The organism is Enterococcus quebecensis, from assembly GCF_001730365.1.
GTDB classification, from domain to species: Bacteria; Bacillota; Bacilli; order Lactobacillales; family Enterococcaceae; genus Enterococcus_L; species Enterococcus_L quebecensis.
The window spans coordinates 1-23,256 of the sequence record NZ_MIKB01000002.1 but is presented as its reverse complement, the minus strand read 5'-3'; the positions used below and the strand labels follow the sequence as shown (position 1 = coordinate 23,256).

The window sequence follows — 23,256 nt, the reverse complement described above, 5'->3', positions numbered from 1 at the left end:
TCAGCGTTTGAAATTTAATGAATTATGTATTTTTAGACCTCTACGAAACGTTGGTTAAGTAGAGTATTGGTTAAGATAAAGTTTACCACAGGTTAGGAAATAGTGGAAGTCTTTTCTTACATTTTTCTTCTGGAAAGGTTGTTGCGACGGGCAACATTATAGACCGTAGATTCCGCTACCTTACATCTTTTCGCGATATCTTTAATTGGTATAGAGTTAAGAATATATAAATCAATAATTTTTTGTTCAGTTTTTTTAGGTAAACCTTGATTGCCTAATTTTTTACCTTCTAATTTGGCTCGTTGTAAGCCATCTTTTGTTCGGGATCGGATATTATCTAATTCCATTTCAGCCACAAACCCCAGAGAGATGCACAGCATTTTACCTACAAGAGTATCTGTTTCTAAATTTTCCTGTAAGCTGATGAGCCGAATATTATGTTCGTTAAACTCTTCGATCAAAGATATTAGGGTGAACATTCTTCTAGTTAATCGATCTAGTCGGTATACACAGATTGAAACATCTACTTTTTTACTGCTCAGCTCCTTGGCTAGAGTAATTACATTCATTAATTCTAGTCGATTATCTTTTCCGCCACTTTCTTTTTCTGTGAATAAGACATGACAATCGCTTAATGCTGTCTTCTGAACTTCCATTCCAAGGCGTTGTTTGTCTTCTTGACTGGACACACGGGCATAACCGATTTTAATTGAATCCAAGCTTTCTAATTCTTTAATCTGTTTCTTTTTTAGTTTTTCCATGACGAAAACCTCCATAGTATTATTTTGTGTTACTTATATATAGTAAAGCAGAGATTGTTTATAAAAAAATTTATGAGTTTTTTACAATATGTAGCTATTTTTTGATATACTGGTTTTATAATAAACTCAACGAAACTTCACTATAAATGACGAGAGGAGGCTTTTTTATGAGCAAAATTGCTTCTAGTACTAGCCTAGCAACCGCTGCTGTTTCAGGTGTTAAATCGGTCACTATCAATAAAGGACAACAAGTCTCTTTGGGGCAAAGTACAATAGCCAGTATGAAAACTGGAATGGAAGTCAATAACCAATTGTTGTCAGATTTAGCTCAACTAGTTGAATGTGTAACAACTCAAAGTGAAAAATTCCCCAAAATTGCAGAACTTATTGCGCTTCGAGACAGTCAGATTAAATTTTAAGAGGTGAAATAGTTGGAAAATAAGATGAATGATCAAGAACGTGTGAAATATAATCGGCTAATTTTAGAAAATGAAGAGTTAACTAATGAGCTTAATAGCGGAAAAAGAAAAATAGAAGAATCTATTTATAACTTAGAAGAAGACTTTCATAGAGGTTTTCAGGAGCTAAGCAGTTTAAATGATGAAAATTCAAGATTTGGTGGCTCCAAAACTAGTTGGTTACAACGTAATAATGAAGAACAAGAGCGAGCATTTCGTCAATTACTACGCGAATCCAATGAACAAATTGCATTAGCTTATAAGAAAGAAACAAAAAAGATGGATGAAGAACGAGAAATGCTTTATAAGAAACGGAGTGATATTCCTTGGGATTAGTTTATTCAAGTGGTGAGTCCGCAGAATTGATTCAAGCTTTAACCAGTAATCTGGCGAGTGGAAAAGAAGCAGTCAATCAATTAAAAACTGGCAGCCAAAAAATAGTTGCAGCAGTTGATGGACGAACTCTAGCAGGAGCTGCTTATACTGCTGGAAAAGGAGTATTTAGCGATCTGATTATTCCAACAATTACACGGGCAACGACTGCTTGTGAAGCAATCGGACAAGAATTACAAAAATATAAATCAGCTGATCAAGCTATTTCAAGTGAAGGCTATTTAAATGAAGATAATTTAAATCAACAAATTGCGACAAAGAAAGCAATGAAAGCTTCTGTAGACTTTGCCTCATCTGTCGCAAGAACAGCTTCAAGAAATAATCCAGTTGCAGCAGTACTAGATGCTTTACTTGATTTTCAGAGGAATTTAAATCGGATGTCAGATAGTATTCAAGAAGATATTGATCAACTTCAAAAAAAATTGGAAAAGTTACACACCTTTTCTTCTCAAACAAATGGGCTATTCAATAACAGTCTTAATGATTTAAAGATAGCAATGCAAGGTGTTCTAGTGTTAGATAGCACGATTGTAAATCCTGATGGCTCATATACCTTGCCAGTTGGAGTAGATAAAAGTTGGTTTACGAGCCAAAAAAATATAGCAGCATTTAAGAATTCACCAAACTATGCTTTTGCACACATGCCAAAAAATATGACACCTAAGGAAACGGAAAACTGGTTAATCGAAAATCTTCAAAAATTTGGACCTGACTTTTTAGATTATTTTAAAGATGGAACGGTATCAGCCATAAGTTTTAGAAATGGTCGTGCTTTTCTAAATGGCGTTGCCATCTCTCAAGATTCATTAGGTAGATTGAAATGTGGAAATAGATTTTTATTTAAACCAACTCAAAATGGAGGTCACACTTATAATCTAGGTAAAGACTTCCAAAATAAGTCTGGTATTGATTTGGGAGACTATCACTACTCAAGGCTTCCAAACGGAAAGTTTAATTTTGGGGAGATGAAAGCAGCAGGGGGTGCAGGCTTTAAAGATGCCTTTAATCCTATTAATGATTTTAAAGGATGGGGAGATGCTTCAAAAGTTAGTAAGTTTGGAAAAGGTCTAGGAATTCTTGGAACGGGTTTAACAATAGGAAATAATTTTGCAGATAACATAGACCTATCTGATGGGCTTGGTGTAGGAGAAACAGTCAATTTTGTGACAGATACTGCAATAGATATTGGTTCAGGTGCAGGAGCTTCTGCGGTTGGCGCAATGGTTGGTTCAGCCTTCTTGCCACCTTTAGGAACAGTTGTTGGAGCTGGTGTAGGCATAGGGGTAAATATGCTTATAAATCATCCATTTGGTGATCCACCTAAAAGTGCCGTTGATCATGTGAAAGATGGTGTGAAGAATGTTACAAAAGGAATTGGAGATAAGATAAGCAATTTAGTAGGAGGATTTAATTTTGGGTTTGGAGGTTAATTCTATGGAGAAGAATATTAAAAGTGAATCGATAGATGAAAAAAATAAAGCCTATTTTAAATCATTTATAGCTACTAGAGGAGGTATTGGCTTGCTGCAAATATCTTTAGCAGGCTTGGTTATTGCCCTTCTTTGTTTGCCTATAACTTGGAATGTTGCTGTTCTAGGCTATGGGATAAATCCACTCGAAAGTAAAGTTAATATCTTTATTATCTGTATTGCTATTTTTATGTTGTTGACATTTTTATCTGTTAATTTAAAATCCATCAAGCGAGTCTTACTTCAACACCAAGGATTTTTAGGTATATTGGGAGTAGTCCAATCAATTTTACTTACAAGCATATTAATGTTTATGTTCTATATGATAACTCAATGGGATAATCCTAATGAAATTTGGTATGGATCAAATTTTTCAGTTATCATTATAATATTGTTTAGTTTAGGGTATATTGGTTGTTTGATTTATAATTTTTATTGGCTAAAAAAACAATTAGAAGTAGGGTTCTCCAAAGAGCGTACCACAGCTAACTATTTTGCTCAATCTAAAGTTTATGAATCAAAATCATTGTGGATAATCTTTGGCAGTTCAATGATAGGTGCTTTTTTGACGGGAAATTTAGCAAAAATATTTGGAGTGTTGTTTGGCTTGTTCTTGGGAGCTGTTTTTTCTAGATTAACTATAGAAGTAGGATATTCTGCTTATTTGCTAAATAAGAATAAAGACTACTGGATAACTTATATTGATGAGCCCAAAAGATCATGGAAAAAGATAATAAAATTGCGTTCAAAAAAGATATCAACATATGTAGTGCTTATTGTGTTATTGATTTTTGCTATAGCAGAGATAGAAGATATGTATGTTGTGCCAGAAATCTGGAATATTATATTTTCATATGTCACTCTAGTACTTTTCATCTTACTGATATTAATCTTAGTTTGGTGGATTGTAAAAAAAATAAAAAATAAGAATGTTGGGAGAAAAAGATGAAATTAAAAACAAGGCAATTTAGCCTAAACAATGTCATTGGATTTACTGCAACTCTTAACTCTAAAAATGACATTTTTGACCAAGTATCTGAAATGAGTACAAAATTCAAAGAAGTATTAATCCAGAATGGGTATTATGCAGATACACCTATTATTTTTGAATATAATCCGTTTGAAGAATCAAATGACATAACTATTTTATCTGCCGTTGGCAATAAAATAAATATTGTTGGAGAAAATAGGTCACAATTCTTTTATAAAGAACGATTGGACTTTACTACAGATTATTTTTATCGTCATTATGACCAAGAAGAAACCATACCTTATAACGAAATTAAGAAAAAAATTGAAGAGGATAAGGGTATTTTTTTAACAATTTATCATGTTCTTCTGGATTTAGACGGCGACATCGTTATCGACTTATATTGTGAGGTAGACAAACTATGAAATTGTTACCAACAGTGTTTACAGCAGAAAAAATCGGCTTTCAAAATGTTGTGAGTAAGAGAGCAAAGTTTCATTATTCTGAAATGGAAAAGAATTATGAAAATTTTGTTTCTGGTATTGCTGACGAAGGTTATAATGTAAAAGGTCCCTATTTTTATAGCCTTAACAACGTTCCAACAGATGAAATGGTAGACATTGAGATGTTTTTTCCAATTATTGAAAATACCTTCGAAGCAAATGGGTATCAGTTTGCCTCATATTTTGAAATTAAACAATTATTAAAAACAATAATTGTTGACGATTTTGATAAAGTAACGGAGCAATCTTATGCAGAATTGTTAGCGACCTTAGAAGAAAATAATTTGAATGTAGCAACACCTTTTTATCATATATTTCCAAAAAATGGGAGTAAATATGTCAATTTATATATTGGCTATTATAAAGAGGTACCACACTAGAATTATATCGCTTAGATTTTTAAACAATCACTCCATGAAATAAGTATTTACTTCATTTATGAAATTAAATATTATAGATGTTATTCCTGAACAGGTTTGTAAAATTTGCAAAAAATCCTTGTTATGGATTGTAATCATCTAGTCGATACTCACCACTATATAATGTAGTGAGTTTTTCTTGATTTGGTTTAATCTGACAATGAATTATTTGTGATATTTCTAGAACATTACGATTTATTCGAGCTATATTTGTAACAATTATCTTATCTATTTTTTCCAATTTTCAAATCATGCATTAGTTATTGAAAAGCTAGATGATTCATGTTAACTCCACTTTCGTTATTGTCTATGTAATGTTTAAGATTTGGGATATTGTTTTTATATAGTGCGTTTTACCTTTTGTTTGATTCCATTATATCTGATTTATTCATATCAAATTAATAAAAAAATAATGGAAGAAAGCCTATTTTCGTTGGTTTTCTTCCATTTTGATAGGAGGACTATTTTTCAATTTTTGATGAAGCAATTTCTTTTGTGAATTTGGATTGTTCTAACGCTCCCCGTGTTTCATAAATCCTTGTAACCATTTCGTCTGCTTCAGCCTGTTCAGGACTTCCAATTGGGTAAAGTGGCATGTACCTATCTGTAATGTCATACATATATTCATTAAGCAATGTTTTTAATAGGTCGAGTCGAGCGGTATCCATTTTTTTACCAATGGTTTTCACTTTAAGTAGCTGCCATTGCTCTATAGATTCTACTGAATCATCGGAAACAAGATTTATGCTAAAAATCGTGATTGGTTCTCCTGTTGTTTGCAGTTCACTAAACCCTTTTACTTCAAGAACTTCAAAAAGGATTTTTTCTGAATTTTCAAATGTCAAACGATCATTTTTTTCTATACTCTTAAATTGGTCATTCTTTACATATTTTAGATTTAGATAAAGATTTTCAGTACAACAAATCTTTTCAAAAACATCTTCTTCAATGTTGGGTAAATACAAATTCTTCATTTTTCATCTCTCCTATCTAGATAATGACGACATACTCTTGAATAATTGTTAAAGCTTCCTCATAAGACTTCGCATTTTCTTGCACGTCTTTCCATAGTTGATTAGCTTCGTCCAAGAAACCCTTTTGCTTTAGTTCTTTACTTACAATTCCCAGTAAATTGAAAATATTTCCATTTTCTCCAATTAGTTTTACTTCCAAATTCGTTTGCTTCAATCACATCTCCTCCTTAACGTACTTGCCTGTATACTTGGCAGTGCTGGATATCATAACTCGTTTGGTTAATGAAATCAAGTCTGTTTTTTGTCTAAATAACGGGATTTTTCCTTTGAAAAAAAATCTTTAAAAATAGACTGGACTTCCTTCTCATTCAGAGTTATCAACGTGATGTTAAGGAACGAAAGGAAAGAAATGTACGAAAATTTTAAATCGAAAGTAACCTTAAAAAAACTAAGCGAAGAATTACGCCAAAACATTTATTGGGGGAACTTCCCAGATAAAGAAGCCTTTGCAAGCGAAACATTGGGCGAGCATATTCCAGCAGAACAATTACCAAACTTTTTCCAAACCATCGATGTTTGTGACAAAGGAATGACCCTTTGTTTTACGAAAACAGAAACAAAGGTAAAAGATGATTTTTGGAAAACAACTGATTATTATTTTACGATTGAAGCTAATTTTTCAGAAATTGAAAAGTTGCTAAAGAATGTCAATCGAAGTGAAAATGCGAAAGACATGGTAGAAGGATTACAAGAATTATTAAACCAAAAAATATCATTTGTAGCAGAAGCATAAAAGGAACGACCTAGAAGGATTGTAGCGAGTAAAATCGCTACTTTTTTCGTTCATAAAACTAACTGTTTGCGCGTAAAATAGCACCAGTGAAAAAACAGTCAAAAGTCGATGAAAGATTCGGCTTTTTATTTATATTCAAACACAGCGCATTTTGTGAGGATACACGGCTATTTATGTAAAGAAAAGCAGCTGACGAATAATCAGCTACTTTGGATTATAAGTATATTCAATTTAAACTATTGGGTGGCTACTTACCTATGGTGGTTTTCTGATAGATCAATTACTCTCTGTGTGCTCTTTTTCGTATTCAAAAAAAGAAGCTTCAACTAAGTCGAACTGACCAATTTCATTTTTTAAAGAATTTGCAGCTTTGTTTTTTCCTATTTTATTATACGAATAATATAACAGATACTTACTTTCGTCATCTAACGAATACCAAACGAGAGAAAGTAACTCTGCAATTACTTCATAATCTTTATTCTTAAAAAAAAGAAGCCAACTATACTCAACTACTATAGGAAGATACTCAATTGTACCTTGTTTTTTATCAAAAACATTTTTTAGATATTCATATCTGTCGTCAAAATCAATTGTTTCTGATTCAAGCAAAGAAAAATATTTTAGTTGAAGAACAAACCGTGTATCTTTTTCATAATTATCTAAATAAAGATCAGCCAGCTTAATTAATTGTTCATTTTCACACAGGTGAAAGCAAACAATGAGTTGTCTAAGTAAAAATAATTCCGAGGGTGTTTTATTCGTATCAAAGTCAAATGGTACTTTATTCTCCAATAGCCAATCTATATCTTCTGCTTTCTTTTCTAGCAGATATAGCAAACTAGTATTTTTAATCTCATTTTTTAAATCTTTAAATGCTGATAGAACTCTGTCTAGCGAAAAGAAAATTGCACAAATTGATAGTACTAGCTCTAGTATGCTACCATTCATATTTTTTTGATTAGTAATAGTTGCAATAATTATAATAGAAAAAGCTACTATTTTTTTGAGACTTATCTGTACTTTGTTTTCACTTGAATTCATAAAAATCAATAATAAAATTGCAAAGTATGTAATTGCAATAACGTAAAGGCTTATACTTGGAACTAATATTTTCATAAATAATAAAAATGGAAATATCGGAAATATTATTCTGAATACAAATTTAGCAAAAACTCTAAATTTAGTTTGCGGATAAGAAAATTGGTATATTCCCGTAAAAAAACTACCGTATTCAATAATGCTAAAATAGGAACCACTCCCTATGGGGATGAAATAAAATAATACAGAGAGTAGGCTACCTGTTATTACTAATACTGGAAATGATTCTTCAAAAAAAATAAAACTTAAAATACTCTGCAAACTCATTAATAACACCATCATGTATATTCTCTTCATATGGAGAATATTCCCTAGTGAGTTTACTAATATAAAGAAAATTACAGAAAAAAATGCGTACTTTAGTATTTCCATCTCCATCGTGAAACTCATCGTAGGTAAAGGAGAATTTATTATTACTTCCTCCCTTTGAAAATTGTAAAGTGCTTCGAAACTTTCAAAAAGAGTATTTACTAAATTGCTGAGTTCTTCAACTATGGTACTTTTTCTTGCTAAGGATATCATTCCAGCAAGAATCAACATAAAATAGAGTATAATTATTACAGTCATAAAATCCTTGGTTCTTTTTTTCCCACCGCTATGAAACTCAATAAATAGTCTTATTTGATTCAATCCAATTTTCCTCCTATAATTCATTTCAATTCAGATTGTGATTAGTAAAAATCATATTTCCATTAGCCGTTAAAAGTAAATCTTTGATTTTATTCATACCAGTTATGCAAAAAAGTATTTCTATTTATTCCTATTTTTATCATTACTACATACGCTCCCCATTCGGATAGTTATTTAATTGATCATGAACATACATATTTTCAAAGTTTATGGGAACTTTTTTGTTGGGCTCTAAAAATTGAGATACCCAAAAAACTAATTTCTTCTTCATATTAGAGATATCTTTTTCTTGCTAACTTTGAGGTGGTAGTTTGAGATACTATGTTAGTTGCTATTCTATCTACAACGCACGCTCGTTTTCGATAAATCTATTTTGTATAGTATTCAACCCGCTTTCACAAAATTATAACAAAAAGTATGTGTTTAATTTATATTATGCTGATATTTCTATCTATTGTCAATTTCCTTTATTCAAAAAAGTGAATAGTCACTGGAATAAATGTGTTAATTTCACTTCTAAAAATATTAACTTAATGGTAGAATTAGATTATAGAATAAAGTCTGTTATAAAATAAAAAGGAGCTGCAACATGAACGAGATAAAATGCCCACATTGCCATAAAGTTTTTACTGTTGATGAATCTAGCTACGCTGATATCTTAAACCAAGTTCGCACTAAGGAATTTAATGAAGAAATTCATGAAAAGCTGGAACAAATTAAAAATCAGCATAAAAGTGAGTTGGCTTTAATGGAAGAAAAAACTAAAAATTTTTTCGATAAACAGATTCTACAAAAAGAAAAGGAGCTTGCTGAGCTTCAAGCTAAGATTGATTCTGGTGAACAAGACAAGAAAATTGCACTTTCTTCTGTTGAAGCCACTATGAAGGAGAAACTAGCTGAGCAGGAAAAGAAAATTACGGAACTTGAGACAAAAGCCCTATCTATCGAAAAAGAGAAAGAATTTGAAGTTAGGAATGCATTAGCGGATAAAGAAAAGGAGTTATTAGAACTAACTGCAAAAATGAATGCGCTTCAAACGGATAACAAACTAAAAATCACAGAAGCTAATTCGGAGAAAGAAAAAGAAATAGCTGAATTAAAATCAAAACTTCAACTTCAAGAAAAAGAAGCTGAACTTGAAAAGAGTTCTATTAAAGAAAAGTTCGATAGCGAGATCAAACAAAAAGAAGAAACGATTGCCTTCTATAAAGATTTTAAAGCCAAACAATCAACTAAAATGGTTGGAGAAAGTCTTGAACAGCATTGCGAAATAGAGTTTAATCGTCTCAGAATGACAGCCTTTCAAAATGCAGAATTTGGTAAAGATAATGATGCTAAAACCGGTAGCAAAGGCGACTATATCTACCGAGAGAACGATGAGAATGGTACAGAGATCATCTCTATAATGTTTGAGATGAAAAACGAAGGTGATGAAACTGCCACCAAAAAGAAAAATGAACATTTTTTCAAAGAATTAGACAAAGATAGGAATGAGAAAAAATGCGAATATGCCATCCTCGTCACTATGCTTGAGTCAGATAATGAACTTTATAACAATGGAATTGTAGATGTTTCATACGAATATGAAAAAATGTATGTGATTCGACCTCAATTCTTTATTCCAATTATTACACTTCTTAGGAACGCAGCGCTTAACTCTCTTAAATATAAGCAAGAGGTTGTTTTGATGCGTGAGCAAAATATTGATATTACTAATTTTGAAGAAGACTTGAACATATTTAAGGAAGGTTTTGCGAGGAATTATGATTTAGCTAGTCGAAAGTTCAAAACTGCAATTGATGAAATCGATAAGACAATTACACATTTACAGAAAACCAAGGACGCGCTTGTATCTTCCGAGAATAACTTACGACTAGCTAATAACAAAGCGGATGATTTAACTGTGAAGAAATTAGTACGAAAAAATCCAACGATGAAAGAAAAATTTGATCTACTATAAGATTTTAAAAGGAGTAAAACATGAAATTAAAACAGCTAAAATTAAAAAACTTTCGAGGGTATAGTAGCGATACGTATCTAGAAGTAAGTGATTTGACAGCCCTTATTGGGAAAAATGATGCCGGAAAATCTACGGTCTTAGAAGCACTTGAGATTTTTTTCAATAATAAGTTGGTAGTATGTGAAAGAGAAGATCTATCAGTTAAAGCAACAAGCGACTGTATAGAAATTAGTTGCATATTTTCAGATTTTCCTGATTCTTTAACGATTGATACTGCATCTTCTACTACATTAGAAAATGAAAATTTATTGAATCAAGATGGTTTATTAGAAATAAAAAAAGTATTCAAATGTTCCACTAGTAAGCCTAAACCAGCAACTTTTATTTCTTGTGTCCATCCAAGTGCTAATAATTTTAATGATTTGCTATTATTAAAACAAGCAGACCTTAAAAAGCGTGCTACTGAATTAGGTGTAGACGAATCCAAATATGATAAAAGAAATAATTCTAGCATAAGACAAGCTATTCTTGAACTACCTTTAGTAGACTTAGATAAAAAAATCCAGGACATTCCTGTCGATGCACAGGATGCAAAAAAATTATATTCATCCTTGGAAACATTTTTGCCAGTTTTTGCACTATTTCAATCTGATAGAAGTAGCTCAGACTCTGATAAAGAGATTACTGATCCTATGAGTATAGCAATATCTCAAGCTCTTCAAGGTCTTGAAGAAGAAATGAATAGAATAAAACTTGAGGTACAAGCAAAAGCAACTGAAACTGCCTCAAGAACATTAGAAAAACTTAAAGAAATGAATAGCGAGTTGGCAGAATCTTTAACTCCAGAATTTAAGTCAGATCCTAAATTCGACTCACTCTTTAAGCTAACAATCAAGTCTGATGACGACATATCAATAAATAAAAGAGGTAGTGGAGTTAGAAGGCTTATATTGTTAAATTTCTTTAGAGCTGAGGCGGAACGAAAATTATCTGAAGATGAAAGAAACAGTGACATAATCTATGCGTTTGAAGAGCCAGAAACGTCACAACACCCATCTCACCAAAAAATGTTAATAGAATCTTTTATAGAACTGTCAAATAAGGAGAACTGTCAAGTTTTACTAACTACTCATACACCAGCGTTAGGAGAACTTCTTCCTCTTGAAAGTTTGAGACTGATTGAAAAAACTGATGGGGTTGCTTCTATTTATAAAGAAGGAGATGCTACTTATGACAAAATCAGAAACACGCTTGGAATATTATCGGAACAAATTCCTAACACTGCAAAAGCAATTATTCTGGTTGAAGGAAAAACAGATCTTGTTTTTTTTGATCATTTATGTAAGGTTCTAAAAGATAACAACCAAATCAATTCCACATTTTCAGAAAAAAATATCGTACTAACTCCAACGGGTGGTTGCGATAATTTGAAAGCTTGGGTAACTAAAAAAGTCGTAAATAATTTAGGGCTACCTTTTGCCATATTTCTCGACTCCGACAGGATGAATGAAGGTGAGAAAACGAAGAATACAAAACTTGTATCAATAAATCGGAATCAAGGGGTTAAAGCATTTCACACTAGAAAACGAGAGGCTGAAAATTATCTACATTCAGATTTATTTAATGGAGAAGTTGAAATAGGAGACTATAATGATGTAAAGGAAGAGGTCAATAAATACAATAATATGGTTAGTAGAAAAAAAGTTTTAGAAAAATATTGGAGACAGATGAGCTTCGATCAAATAAGACAACGAGAAATCTTCCGAGATGAATCAGGAAAAGAACGTTTTGAACTTACAGAAATAATTCAAGAATTACTAGATATAATATAATTATACCAATATAAGCTCGATGTAGTTATTCAACTTAGCTGAACCGATGAACATACAGTAAAAAGTCGATGAAAGACTCGACTTTTTATTTATCTTTCCATACAACACATTTGGTAGGAACACAGAGCAAATAAAGCAAAAACAACTGACGATAATGGTCAGTTGTTTTGGGTTATAGGTTATTTCGGACTGCTTAGTGACTGGTTAGCTTTCACTCATACTCTTTTTATTGTCAAACAATTCTTTGCTGAGTACATTCGTACTTTTTTTCTTAAATAAGAGTATAATTAACTCTAGAGTTAAATCTTATAATTGAGGTGATATATTTGAAGTGGATTGCGTTAATAGTAGTTATTCTATTGATTTTAATCATTGTAGTGTCGATTTATGCGGCAAGTTTTTTCTTGAACGTTGCACTTTTTAGAGACAACAATTGGTATGAAAAAACAGGTCATGAGATGATGAATCCGGATAATTTTAATAAAGGAAAATCTCAATACGATCTTACTGAAGAGAAACAGAATCTGCAAGGAAATGAATTTTGGCAACAAGATTTTTGTCAAGATCATTGGTTGGAAGTGGACGGAGAAAAATTATACAGCCGTTTGATTATTCCGCATCCAAAAAGTAAAAAATGGGTAATTTGTGTTCATGGTTACCGATCATTTGGGCAACGAGACATGGCATTTGTCGCATCAAAATTTTCTGATCAGCAGTACAATATTTTAGTTCCTGATTTGAGAGCACATGGAAAAAGCACGGGTAACGTGATTGGAATGGGATGGTTGGACCGCTTAGATTTATTGAAATGGATTCAAGAAGTAACGACTATTGAACCAGGAGCTGAAATTGTTTTGTTTGGCGGATCAATGGGGGCAGCAACTGTAATGATGACAAGTGGTGAAACATTACCAGAAAATGTAAAAGGATTAGTTGTTGATTGCGGTTATTCATCTGTTTACAGTGAGTTTGGCGCTATGTTGCGTTCGGCTTTCAAGTTACCAGCATTTCCTATATTGACTATCGCCGATAACCTTGCTAAGAAAAAAGTTGGCTATTCACTTAAACAAGCATCTTCTATTAATCAGTTAGCAAAAAATAATTTGCCAACATTATTTATTCATGGCACAGGGGACAAATTTGTTCCTCATGAAATGCTTTATGAAAATATGGAAGCTACAAATGGTGTGAAGGAAAGTTTAATTGTCAATAATGCTCCTCATCTATCCTCGTTTATTTATGAGCCAGACCATTATTTTGATACTGTTTTTGAATTTATTCATCGTTATTGTTAGGAAAGGGGAACTCATATGGATGCAAAAAATAAACAAAAGAAGTTAAGCTTAGGTATTCTATTGATTTTAATTGCAGCTACTTTAAGTAGCTTAGGTCAATTAGCGTGGAAATTTGGTGCAGATGGAACGGGGAGTTATTCAATTATCCTTTATGTTCTTGGATTTATTGCAGCAGGAGCAGGTATGTTTTTTATGATGGCAGCCTTTCGTTATGGTGAAGTTTCAATCTTACAACCAATGATGAGTTTGGGATTTGCCTTGTCAATCGTATTAGGAGCGATATTTTTAAATGAAAGTATCACTTGGTACAAATTAGTAGGAACAGGCTTCATTATTGCTGGATCAATTCTTTTAGGTATTGAAGGAAATGAGGATACAATATGATTGATTATGTAGCAATTTTGACGATCTTAGTTATTACAACATTTTCAGGAAGTGTTGGGGCATTGGCTTTGAAAAAAGGAATGAATGATCTGCCGCAATTGAGTCTGAACCTTGTATTAAAAAATGGTTGGATTTATTTAGGTTCTTTCTTGTACCTTTTAAGTGCAGTGACGAATATTACGTTGTTAAAATTTTTAGATTATTCTATCGCTTTTCCAATGACATCTCTAACCTATGTGTGGACAGTAATTATTTCTTATTTTGTTTTTAAAGAGAAGCTGAGTATTCGAAAGATTTTGGCAGTCATTTTGATTATTGTTGGCGTGTTTATTATTAGCCAATGACTATGAATAGGAGGGATTAATTATGGTGGTTAAAACAAAGGGAATCGATAAAATAAAATTATTACAAGCGATAACAACGATTGTTACTGGAATTATTATGTTAAATGCGGTATTGAAAAATAAAAAATAAACGTATCGACAATACAGAACTTACTGGAATTGTTCCTTTATATTAATAGTGTGGTCAGGACATGTCATCGTAATTATGTAGGAATGGACAATATGAAAAAAGTAATCTTGTTATTTTTTTAGGTTGGTTCCATTAGTGGGATTTGAATTTTAACGTAATAGTCCACAAAGTGCGAGCGGGGCATGTTCGGATATGCTTAAAAAGAAATTTGTGTTATTTTAATTTTAAAAAATAACGTTTGATTGCACTTTATTGTTTGGTAAGTAAAAGAAATATTTAAGAAGCAAAATAATGAACTAGACAACTTTTTAATAGTTTATTTACAAGTAGTGTAAACAGTTTAGCCAGTTAATTATCTGGTTAAACTGTTTTTTTGTTTAACGTGCTTTATAGAATAGATATAATAAAAAACCTCTTAATTGCTATTACTGAAATAGCAGTTAAAAGGCTGTTACTTTTATCTATTGTTCATTATGAAATTGGCGATTGCTATGTTGCACATTAGTAGCAGCTCCACTGCAAAAACAAAGCTATATCATGATCATGGTTAACGAATTCCTAAAGCAATTCGAGCATATCTTGACATTTTATCTGTCGTCCAAGCGGGGTACCAAACCAATTTTACTTCTGGATTTTTTACCTCAGGAATTTCTTTTAAAGCTTCATGGATTTGATCCGTTAAAACATCGGCTAATGGACAGCCCATTGTTGTTAGTGTCATTTTGACAACTGTATCTCCGTTTTGTGCAAAATCCACTTCATAAATTAATCCTAAATTAACGATATCAATCCCAAGTTCAGGGTCAATAACTGTTTCTAAGGCAGTTAAAATTTGTTCTTTAATGTCTTCTATTTCTTCAGCAGACCATTCTTGATTTGTTTCAGTCATTGTATCTACTCCTTTTCAGTTATAGTCCGTCGATCCTTATTTATTCGCAAGAGTAACTGCGTACATATACAGGTTGTTCTTTCAATATAATACCTTTTTTTAAATGTTTTGTAAATGAGAATCTTTTTCAATAGAGTCATATTGAAAATAAAAAACAGTCAAAAGTGGGGAGGTGTTTAACTAAAATTGTAGAGTAAAGAGCATTAGCTCATTTTTGGTAGCATTAATAATATTGTGTTGAGTAAAAGCTTCTAAGAAAATCGCATCACCTTCATTTAAAATTAACATTTCATCTTTAAGCTCAACAGTAGCTTCCCCTTTTAATACGTAATTTATTTCACAAAGGTTATGAGCAATTTTTCTGCCGCTAGAGGATGATTGAGCATCAATATAAATCTTTGAAATAACCATGTTATTCGTATGTACAGGTAAATTAAACAACGTATCATAGTAAGTTGAATTTGTTTGCCATGGATTGTAGATCGTGCCTGAAGAGTTTCGAATAACTTTATAGCCATGTTCTGACGTTTCGTCATCTTGGATGACTTGAGGTGCTTCGTTTGCTAATAGTGATGCGACAGTGACGTCTAATGCATCAGAGATTTTTCTCAGAGCTTCAAGAGAAGGCCGGTTGGCACCACGTTCGATTTGTGACAAGAAGCTAGCTGAGTATCCTGTCTTTTCTCCTAGCTCAGTTAATGTTATCTTTTTTTCTTTCCTTAAGTTTTTGATTTTTCTAAATTCCATATACAGCCGTCCTTTATTTAGAGTCCTTTTTCACTCATATTATCTCGGATTCATTACAAAATTACAAGCACTTGAACCCGTGTTAAGGAAAGCACATATTATTCTCATCATTATATTGACATTTACATAGAGTAATCTTAAAATTGTAACAAATAATTCAAACTTTGTGGTAGAATTTAATTCTAAATTAAAAAAAGACTGTTTATTTCGTCTTTAAGAAAGAATTTTTATTTTAGAGGTGCTGAGAAAGTGATGGCAAAAATGAACATAAAATTAGGGGAAGAATACTGGGGGGAACGAAATGAAAATTACTAAAATAAATGTGGAGCCAAAATCTGTACGATTGAAAGAACCAATTACTATTTCACTTGGCACAATTGAATATTCAATGAGCGCTATTGTTGAAATCGAAACGGACGAAGGGATTATAGGATATGGGGAAGGCTCACCAGGCATCTTGATTACAGGTGAAACATTAAAAGGTACAACGGAATGTATTCAATTATTTGAAAAAAAATTATTAGGTGTTGATCCTTTAGACATCGAAAAGATTCACAGTATTATGAATTCAATGGCGGCGCTTGCGCCTTCGGCAAAGACGGCAATCGATATTGCATGTTACGATTTATTTGGAAAGAAAGCCAACCTACCTGTTTATAAACTTTTAGGTGGTTATGACTCTTGTGTTAAAACAGATATGACAATCGGAATCGATACTCCTGATAAAATGGCAGAAAAAGCGAAACTAGCTGTATCACAAGGGTTTGACACGTTGAAAATTAAAGTTGGTACAGGATTTAATTTGGATATTGCTCGAATCAAAGCAATTAGAGAAGCTGTTGGCAGTCACATTAATCTTCGTTTGGATGCCAATCAAGGTTGGAAACCCAAAGAAGCGGTGAATACAATCAATCACTTGTCAGAATATGACATTGAATTAGTCGAACAGCCAGTTGCGTATTATGATATTGAAGGATTGGCGTTTGTTACTAACAATGTGTCTATTCCGATTATGTCGGACGAAAGTTGTTTTGATTCAAAAGATGCATTACGTTTGATCAAGAATCGTGCGGTGGATTTTGTCAATATCAAATTAATGAAATGCGGAGGAATCCACGAAGCATTAAAGATAAATAGTATTTGTGAAGCGGCAGGCGTTGAATGTATGATTGGATGCATGGTAGAAGAAACGAACATTGGTGTAACAGCTGCAGCTCATTTGGCAGCAGCAACTAAAAACATCACCAGAGCAGATTTAGATGCAACATTTGGATTAAACGAAGTAGCAATTTCTGGGGGAGTAGGTACAGAAGCTACTAGTCTCATTTCTTTATCTAATAAAGCCGGATTAGGTTTGAGTAAGTAAGAAAGGTGAGTGTCAAATGTATTATGATTTAAGTTATATGAGTGTACCGTTGCCAGAAGATGTTGTTAAGTTAAAAAATTATGGTGATTTTGAAGGTGCTGAAAAGTTAATTACGCATCTGCTATCTAATGAATTACCGGAAGCATTGAGAAAACGTTTAGAAATTGAACAAGACATCATTCGTATTGTTGGGATCAACGAATATCCTTTCGGTATGGAAGAAGCTAATAAGATGATGAAAGATACGATTAAGGACTATCAAGAAAAAGAATTGACACTGTTGAAAGAAAAAGGAAAAGTAGACTGGATTTATATTGATGGCAAGGTGCATTTTCAACGTCGTTTTTTGATGAATTTAATCAAAACACAGGCTGATTATGAAGCGAGATTAATTGTTAAAGAAGATAGTGAAGTAGACCGCTTGAGAAAACAAGAATTGACTGAAAATGTTCAGATAATGAAGGAAAAGGGCGGTAGAAAAGTAAAAATTCATTTAAAAACGAGTATTCAAGTGAAAAAAGAATACGAGCGTCCAGGAGAAAAAGTACGAGTGCATCTGCCGTTACCTAAAGATTGTAAACAAGTTTCTGATATTAGAATTTTAAAGACGACGCCAGAAGCAACGTTTGTTGCTCCTGAAAAAGAAGCCCAACGTACAGTTTATTTTGAAACAATTTTAGAAGAAGGTCAACTTTTTTCAGTTGAATATAGTTATATCAATCAAGTAGATTATGTTGAATTAGATCCAAGTCAAGTATCTGAATTGCAACCAGAATTTGAGTTAAGCGAACAATTGCCTCATATACGTTTTACTCCCTATTTGGAGCAACTGCTTGCTGAAATTTTGTCTGGCGAGATGAATCCAATAATAAAGGCACGAAAAATTTATGATTTTATCACTACCAAAGTCAATTACTCATTTATGAGAGAGTATTTTACGATTGATAATATTTCAGAATATGCTGCGGTCAATTTAAAGGGGGACTGTGGGGTTCAAGCAATATTGTTTATCACTTTATGTCGGATGGCTAATATACCCGCAAAATGGCAATCAGGACTATATGTGTCACAATACTATACTGGTTGTCACGATTGGGCACAATTTTATGTGGCTCCTTACGGATGGGTTTTCGCTGATTTATCTTTTGGCGGGGGAGCACGTAGAAACGGGGATTTAGAGCGCTGGAATTATTATTTTGGTAATCTGGATATTTTCAGAATGCCTGCAAATAGTGAAATCCAAAAAGAGTTTAATCCTCCTAAGCAGTTTTTACGAGCTGATCCAATCGATAGTCAACGAGGAGAATTCGAATATGAAAACCAAGGCCTTCCTTATGCATACTTAGATGTGAAACAAGAGTTAATTGCAATGGATGAACTTGTGTAAATAAATAAAAAAGAAGGAAAAGGTGGAATGTATGAAAAAAGGGGTAAAAAGAAGTTTGATACTAGCTACAACACTACTGTTGCTTTCAGCCTGTGGGGGGGAGAAAAGCAATAAAACAGATGGAGACACAGGTAAAGGTAATTCAAAAGGACAAAAATCTTCCAGAGTATTGAATTTGATGGAAGCTTCTGAAGTAGGTTCTATGGACACAATTTTCACACAAGATGAACCAAGTGTAAATGCGCAATCTAATGTTTTTGAAGGGTTATATCAATTGGACGAAAAAGATAACGTTATTCCTGCTGTAGCAAAAGCAATGCCGGAAATTTCGGAAGATGGTAAGACCTATACGATCAAGCTTAGAGATGATGCAAAATGGTCAAATGGCGATAATGTAACAGCGAATGATTTTGTTTTTGCGTGGAAAAAGATGGCTGATCCTAAAAATCAAGCGAATTACTTTTTCTTGATGGACGGGACAATTCTTAACGGAACTGAAATTGTAAATGAAGAAAAATCAGCAGATGAATTGGGTGTCAAAGCGTTAGATGATTACACACTTGAAATTAAAATGGCTAAACCAGTCACTTATTTCACGTCGTTATTAGCGTTCTCACCATTCTTTCCACAAAACGAAAAATTTGTAACTGAAAAAGGCAAAGAATATGGAACGTCTAGCGAGAATATCGTTTCAAACGGACCTTTCCTAATGGAAAACTGGGATCAAGCGTCAATGTCATGGGATTTAGTTCAAAATCCAAATTACTATGATGCAGATAAAGTGAAATCAGAAAAAATCCATTTTGAAGTACTAAAAGAAACGAATACAGTATTTAATCTCTATGAATCAGGGGAATTAGATGTAGCGATTCTTACAGGAGATTTTGCAAAACAAAATAAAGATAATCCTGATTATGAAGCAATCCAGCGTTCAAAAGTCTACTCATTAAGAATGAATCAAAAAAGAAATGACAAAGCATCGATTTTCGCAAATGAAAATGTGCGTAAAGCTGTTGCATACGCTCTTGATAAGAAAAGCTTAGTTGAAAATATCTTAGCAGACGGCTCAAAAGATATTTACGGTTATATTCCTAAAGATTTCGTCACAAACCCAGAAACAGGTGAAGACTTCAGAAAAGAAGCTGGCGATTTAGTAAAAACCAATGAAAAATTAGCTAATGATTATTTGGAAAAAGCTAAAAAAGAATTGAATGGTGATGTAACGATCGAGCTACTATCCAAAGATGGTGATGGGGATAAAAAGGTTGCCGAGTTTATTCAAGGACAATTGGAGAAAACATTACCAGGCTTAAAAATCAATGTAAAAACGGTTCCTTTAAATAACTCAATCGAGCTAATGAAAAAAGGGGATTATGAACTCTCGGTCAGTATGTGGGGACCAGATTACCAAGACCCGATGACTTTCTTAGAAAGTTCTGTCAGCACAAAAAATAAAACAAGTTACCGTAGCGAAAAATATGATAAATTGATCGATGATGCATCGAACAAATATGCCAATGAGCCTGAAAAACGTTGGGAAACATTGATTGCTGCTGAGAAAGTATTAGTAGAAGAAGATGTTGCATTGATTCCGTTGTATCAACAAGCAAGAGGACAATTAGTACGTCCAGGTGTTGAAGGCATCGAATATCATAACTTCGGAGCAACTAGCACTTACAAAAATGCTTACATTAAAGAGTAAATGATTAATGTTATATAGTTTCTTAAAAAAACGAAAATCTTCTAATAGAAAAACTTGACCTCAAACAAATTTGCTTGTATTATACTACTTGGGCACCTTTAAGAAGGTCAGAAGTTTACAACGAATTTCAGCTCCCTATTCATTTTGGATAGGGAGCTTTTGTTTTTTATGGTTAGTAAAAAAGAATCGTTGTTCACTCATCTCTACAAATCTATTTGCAGAAAGGGTTTTTTTATATTATGACAAAATATATCTTTGTTACAGGCGGCGTAGTTTCTTCGATTGGTAAGGGAATTGTCGCAGCATCATTAGGACGTTTATTAAAAAATCGTGGCTTGAAAGTAACGATTCAAAAATTTGATCCATACATCAATGTGGATCCAGGAACAATGAGTCCTTACCAACATGGAGAAGTTTTTGTCACAGATGATGGTGCCGAAACAGATTTGGATTTAGGTCACTATGAACGATTTATCGATATCAACTTAAATAAATATTCAAATGTGACAACTGGGAAAATTTATTCAGAAGTGTTAAGAAAAGAACGTAAAGGTGAATACTTAGGGGCGACTGTACAAGTTATTCCTCACATCACGAATGAAATCAAAGAAAAAATTATGCGTGCAGCCAGCATGACAGATGCGGATATCATCATTACAGAAGTTGGTGGAACAGTTGGTGATATTGAATCATTACCGTTTTTAGAAGCATTGCGCCAGATGAAAGCTGATGTAGGTAGTGATAATGTTATGTACATCCATACAACGTTGATTCCATATCTAAAAGCTGCTGGTGAAATGAAAACTAAACCAACACAACATAGTGTAAAAGAATTACGAAGCTTAGGCATCCAACCAAATATTTTAGTTGTTCGTACAGAATTACCAGTTTCTCAAGGGACAAAAAATAAATTAGCACAATTCTGTGATGTTGCTCCAGAAGCAGTTATTGAGTCACGAGATGTGGAAACTCTTTATTCTATTCCATTAGCGCTACAAGCACAAAACATGGATCAAATTGTCTGTGATCATTTGAAGCTAGATGTGCCAGCTGCAGATATGACAGAATGGCGTGAACTGGAAGAAAAAGTACTAGGATTGAAGAAAACAACTAAAATCGCTTTGGTGGGAAAATATGTAGAACTTCCTGATGCATATCTTTCAGTAGTAGAAGCATTGAAACATGCTGGATTTGCATTTGATTCTGATATTGCAATCGACTGGATTGATTCACAAGATTTAACTGCAGATAACGTTGCCGATACTTTAAAAGATGCTGATGGAATCTTGGTTCCTGGTGGTTTTGGTGATCGAGGCGTGGAAGGGAAAATAGAAGCCATTCGTTTTGCTCGTGAAAACGATGTACCTTTCTTAGGTATTTGTTTGGGGATGCAAATGGCTTGTGTAGAATTCGCTCGTAATGTGGTTAAATTAGAAGATGCTGGTTCAGCAGAAAATAATCCTGACATTCTTAATAACATTATTGATTTAATGGCAGATCAAGAAAACGTTGAAAACCTTGGTGGAACATTACGTTTAGGTTTATATCCATGTAAACTTAAAAAAGGTAGTGTCACAGCATCAGCGTATGAAGGGCAAGAAGTTGTGCAAGAACGCCATCGTCATCGCTATGAATTCAATAACAAGTACCGTCAATTATTTGAAGAAAATGGCTTAGTCTTTTCGGGTGTCTCTCCGGACAATCGTTTAGTTGAAATTGTTGAATTGCCAGAGAAAAAATTCTTTGTTGGTTGCCAATTCCATCCAGAATTGATTTCTAGACCAAACAGACCACCACATTTAATCAAAGCATTTGTTGAAGCAGCTTTAAACAATCAGTAATGAAAAAACATATTATTTTTGAAGGCTATCAACTCTTCGAAGTTTATGGGATCCAAGCAAAGTTTAGACTGTTTTTGTTTTACTGTTTATTCGGATTTTAAAGGTCTGAGGTATAACTCGAAGAGTTATACCTCAGACCTTTTTTACATCTTTTACTTAGTGGTTTCCCATGGAATTACAGCTTGAAAAAAATAAAGGAATGATTAAATTGATTTCATTTACTATTTAGTTGCTTTACGATATATAAAAACGTTGATTTTTTTTATGGAAATGGGATAAAAATTTTTTATCCGAAACAGAACTGAAATATGATCAGATTTGGATTTTTAAATAAAATATTTATGTTCTATTATTATATAGATGATTAATTACTATTTGTTAAATACATAGAAAATAGTCTTTTATTTCAGTAACTTTGTTTCAGTAAATAGTGGGTTAGTAGCTGACTGTAATCAAAGTATAAGTATGTCATTTTAAACTAAATATAGCAGTAATAGCAAAAATGGAATCCTCTCTAAAACCAAAGATGGTCTTACTTCCCTAGTGGCTTATTATATTATTTGTGTGAATCAGGAAAATCGCAGATAATAGTGGCCCAGCGAGGTGGATATTCCAAATTATTAGTCAATAAAGTAAGAAATAGCATCGTTCAAGTTGATTTTATCTAAGATAAGATAATGGGGAAAAAGTGATTCTGAATGTTTTTCTGGGAAGGGGCCGTTCAGATAATGAATTCTCCACACAAATAGTATGGATACTTGAAAATGTACTTTGGCGAAAAAAAGGAGATGAAAAAATGCTTAGTTTTAAATCATATAATGTATTTATATGATTACGCATAAAATAGGAGGAAAGAAAATGAATAAAAAAAAGTGGTATCTTATCTTAACACTAATTATGGTACCTATCAT

At 32.9% G+C, this 23,256-nt stretch carries 22 protein-coding genes; 16 read left to right on the top strand and 6 right to left on the bottom strand.

What is annotated here, in order from left to right; genetic code table 11:
- Positions 1 to 116: 116 nt before the first annotated feature.
- On the bottom strand, positions 117 to 761 hold the full coding sequence (locus BCR23_RS02935; protein ID WP_069634024.1) for a recombinase family protein: 645 nt from the start codon (positions 759 to 761) through the stop codon (positions 117 to 119).
- 167 nt (positions 762 to 928) lie between these two features.
- Between BCR23_RS02935 and BCR23_RS02930 the strand changes: the two genes are divergently transcribed.
- Genes BCR23_RS02930 through BCR23_RS02905 form a run of 6 tightly spaced genes read left to right on the top strand, consistent with a single transcriptional unit; the run spans position 929 to position 4,934 of the window.
- Positions 929 to 1,180 carry a hypothetical protein gene (locus tag BCR23_RS02930; protein WP_069634023.1) on the top strand — a complete coding sequence of 84 codons (252 nt, stop codon included), beginning with the start codon at positions 929 to 931 and terminating at the stop codon, positions 1,178 to 1,180.
- Between the two features lie 24 nt (positions 1,181 to 1,204).
- The gene (locus BCR23_RS02925) at positions 1,205 to 1,555 is read left to right on the top strand and encodes a hypothetical protein (protein WP_069634089.1); all 351 of its coding nucleotides are present in this window, start codon (positions 1,205 to 1,207) and stop codon (positions 1,553 to 1,555) included.
- Complete coding sequence (locus BCR23_RS14580; protein ID WP_069634022.1) at positions 1,546 to 3,042, top strand: T7SS effector LXG polymorphic toxin; 1,497 nt, start codon at positions 1,546 to 1,548, stop codon at positions 3,040 to 3,042. Before BCR23_RS02925 ends, BCR23_RS14580 begins: the two co-directional genes overlap by 10 nt.
- Before the next feature lie 4 nt (positions 3,043 to 3,046).
- Entirely contained in the window at positions 3,047 to 4,030 is a 984-nt protein-coding gene (locus BCR23_RS02915) for a hypothetical protein (RefSeq protein WP_141706674.1), read from the top strand.
- A complete protein-coding gene (locus BCR23_RS02910) occupies positions 4,027 to 4,476 on the top strand; it encodes a hypothetical protein (RefSeq protein WP_069634020.1) in 450 nt (149 codons plus the stop codon). The genes BCR23_RS02915 and BCR23_RS02910 overlap by 4 nt, the downstream gene beginning before the upstream one ends.
- The gene (locus BCR23_RS02905; RefSeq protein WP_069634019.1) at positions 4,473 to 4,934 is read left to right on the top strand and encodes a DUF5085 family protein; all 462 of its coding nucleotides are present in this window, start codon (positions 4,473 to 4,475) and stop codon (positions 4,932 to 4,934) included. The genes BCR23_RS02910 and BCR23_RS02905 overlap by 4 nt, the downstream gene beginning before the upstream one ends.
- A gap of 500 nt (positions 4,935 to 5,434) precedes the next feature.
- Here BCR23_RS02905 and BCR23_RS02900 read toward each other — a convergent pair whose 3' ends face one another.
- A complete protein-coding gene (locus tag BCR23_RS02900) occupies positions 5,435 to 5,947 on the bottom strand; it encodes a hypothetical protein (protein ID WP_069634018.1) in 513 nt (170 codons plus the stop codon).
- A gap of 16 nt (positions 5,948 to 5,963) precedes the next feature.
- Positions 5,964 to 6,161, bottom strand: a complete 198-nt coding sequence (locus tag BCR23_RS02895) for a hypothetical protein (RefSeq protein WP_069634017.1) — start codon at positions 6,159 to 6,161, stop codon at positions 5,964 to 5,966.
- 195 nt (positions 6,162 to 6,356) lie between these two features.
- Between BCR23_RS02895 and BCR23_RS02890 the strand changes: the two genes are divergently transcribed.
- Complete coding sequence (locus BCR23_RS02890) at positions 6,357 to 6,740, top strand: hypothetical protein (RefSeq protein ID WP_069634016.1); 384 nt, start codon at positions 6,357 to 6,359, stop codon at positions 6,738 to 6,740.
- Between the two features lie 276 nt (positions 6,741 to 7,016).
- Here the strand turns inward: BCR23_RS02890 and BCR23_RS02885 are convergent, their stop codons facing one another.
- The gene (locus BCR23_RS02885) at positions 7,017 to 8,468 is read right to left on the bottom strand and encodes a hypothetical protein (protein WP_069634015.1); all 1,452 of its coding nucleotides are present in this window, start codon (positions 8,466 to 8,468) and stop codon (positions 7,017 to 7,019) included.
- Between the two features lie 589 nt (positions 8,469 to 9,057).
- On the opposite strand from BCR23_RS02885, the gene BCR23_RS02880 reads away from it, so the two are divergent.
- From BCR23_RS02880 to BCR23_RS02860, 5 genes are all read left to right on the top strand, one after another.
- Positions 9,058 to 10,428: a DUF2130 domain-containing protein gene (locus tag BCR23_RS02880; RefSeq protein ID WP_069634014.1), complete on the top strand. Its 1,371-nt coding sequence runs from the start codon at positions 9,058 to 9,060 to the stop codon at positions 10,426 to 10,428.
- Between the two features lie 20 nt (positions 10,429 to 10,448).
- Positions 10,449 to 12,260 carry an AAA family ATPase gene (locus BCR23_RS02875; protein ID WP_069634013.1) on the top strand — a complete coding sequence of 604 codons (1,812 nt, stop codon included), beginning with the start codon at positions 10,449 to 10,451 and terminating at the stop codon, positions 12,258 to 12,260.
- Positions 12,261 to 12,586: 326 nt separating this feature from the next.
- Positions 12,587 to 13,555 (top strand): alpha/beta hydrolase, encoded by a 969-nt coding sequence (locus tag BCR23_RS02870; protein ID WP_069634012.1) that lies wholly within the window; start codon positions 12,587 to 12,589, stop codon positions 13,553 to 13,555.
- A gap of 15 nt (positions 13,556 to 13,570) precedes the next feature.
- Positions 13,571 to 13,939, top strand: coding sequence for an EamA family transporter (locus tag BCR23_RS02865; protein WP_069634011.1), 369 nt, complete (start codon positions 13,571 to 13,573; stop codon positions 13,937 to 13,939).
- Positions 13,936 to 14,283 (top strand): EamA family transporter, encoded by a 348-nt coding sequence (locus tag BCR23_RS02860; protein WP_069634010.1) that lies wholly within the window; start codon positions 13,936 to 13,938, stop codon positions 14,281 to 14,283. Before BCR23_RS02865 ends, BCR23_RS02860 begins: the two co-directional genes overlap by 4 nt.
- 677 nt (positions 14,284 to 14,960) lie before the next feature.
- Here BCR23_RS02860 and BCR23_RS02855 read toward each other — a convergent pair.
- Complete coding sequence (locus BCR23_RS02855) at positions 14,961 to 15,302, bottom strand: metal-sulfur cluster assembly factor (RefSeq protein WP_069634009.1); 342 nt, start codon at positions 15,300 to 15,302, stop codon at positions 14,961 to 14,963.
- A 180-nt stretch (positions 15,303 to 15,482) separates the two neighbouring features.
- Entirely contained in the window at positions 15,483 to 16,049 is a 567-nt protein-coding gene (locus BCR23_RS02850) for a helix-turn-helix domain-containing protein (RefSeq protein ID WP_069634008.1), read from the bottom strand.
- A gap of 301 nt (positions 16,050 to 16,350) precedes the next feature.
- Here BCR23_RS02850 and BCR23_RS02845 point away from each other — a divergent pair, with 301 nt between their 5' ends.
- The 4 genes from BCR23_RS02845 (at position 16,351) to BCR23_RS02830 (ending at position 22,345) form a co-directional block, all read left to right on the top strand.
- A complete protein-coding gene (locus BCR23_RS02845) occupies positions 16,351 to 17,415 on the top strand; it encodes a dipeptide epimerase (RefSeq protein ID WP_069634007.1) in 1,065 nt (354 codons plus the stop codon).
- Between the two features lie 16 nt (positions 17,416 to 17,431).
- Entirely contained in the window at positions 17,432 to 18,802 is a 1,371-nt protein-coding gene (locus BCR23_RS02840) for a transglutaminase domain-containing protein (protein WP_069634006.1), read from the top strand.
- 31 nt (positions 18,803 to 18,833) lie between these two features.
- A complete protein-coding gene (locus BCR23_RS02835; protein WP_069634005.1) occupies positions 18,834 to 20,504 on the top strand; it encodes a peptide ABC transporter substrate-binding protein in 1,671 nt (556 codons plus the stop codon).
- 239 nt (positions 20,505 to 20,743) lie between these two features.
- Entirely contained in the window at positions 20,744 to 22,345 is a 1,602-nt protein-coding gene (locus BCR23_RS02830) for a CTP synthase (RefSeq protein ID WP_069634004.1), read from the top strand.
- Positions 22,346 to 23,256: the final 911 nt, after the last annotated feature.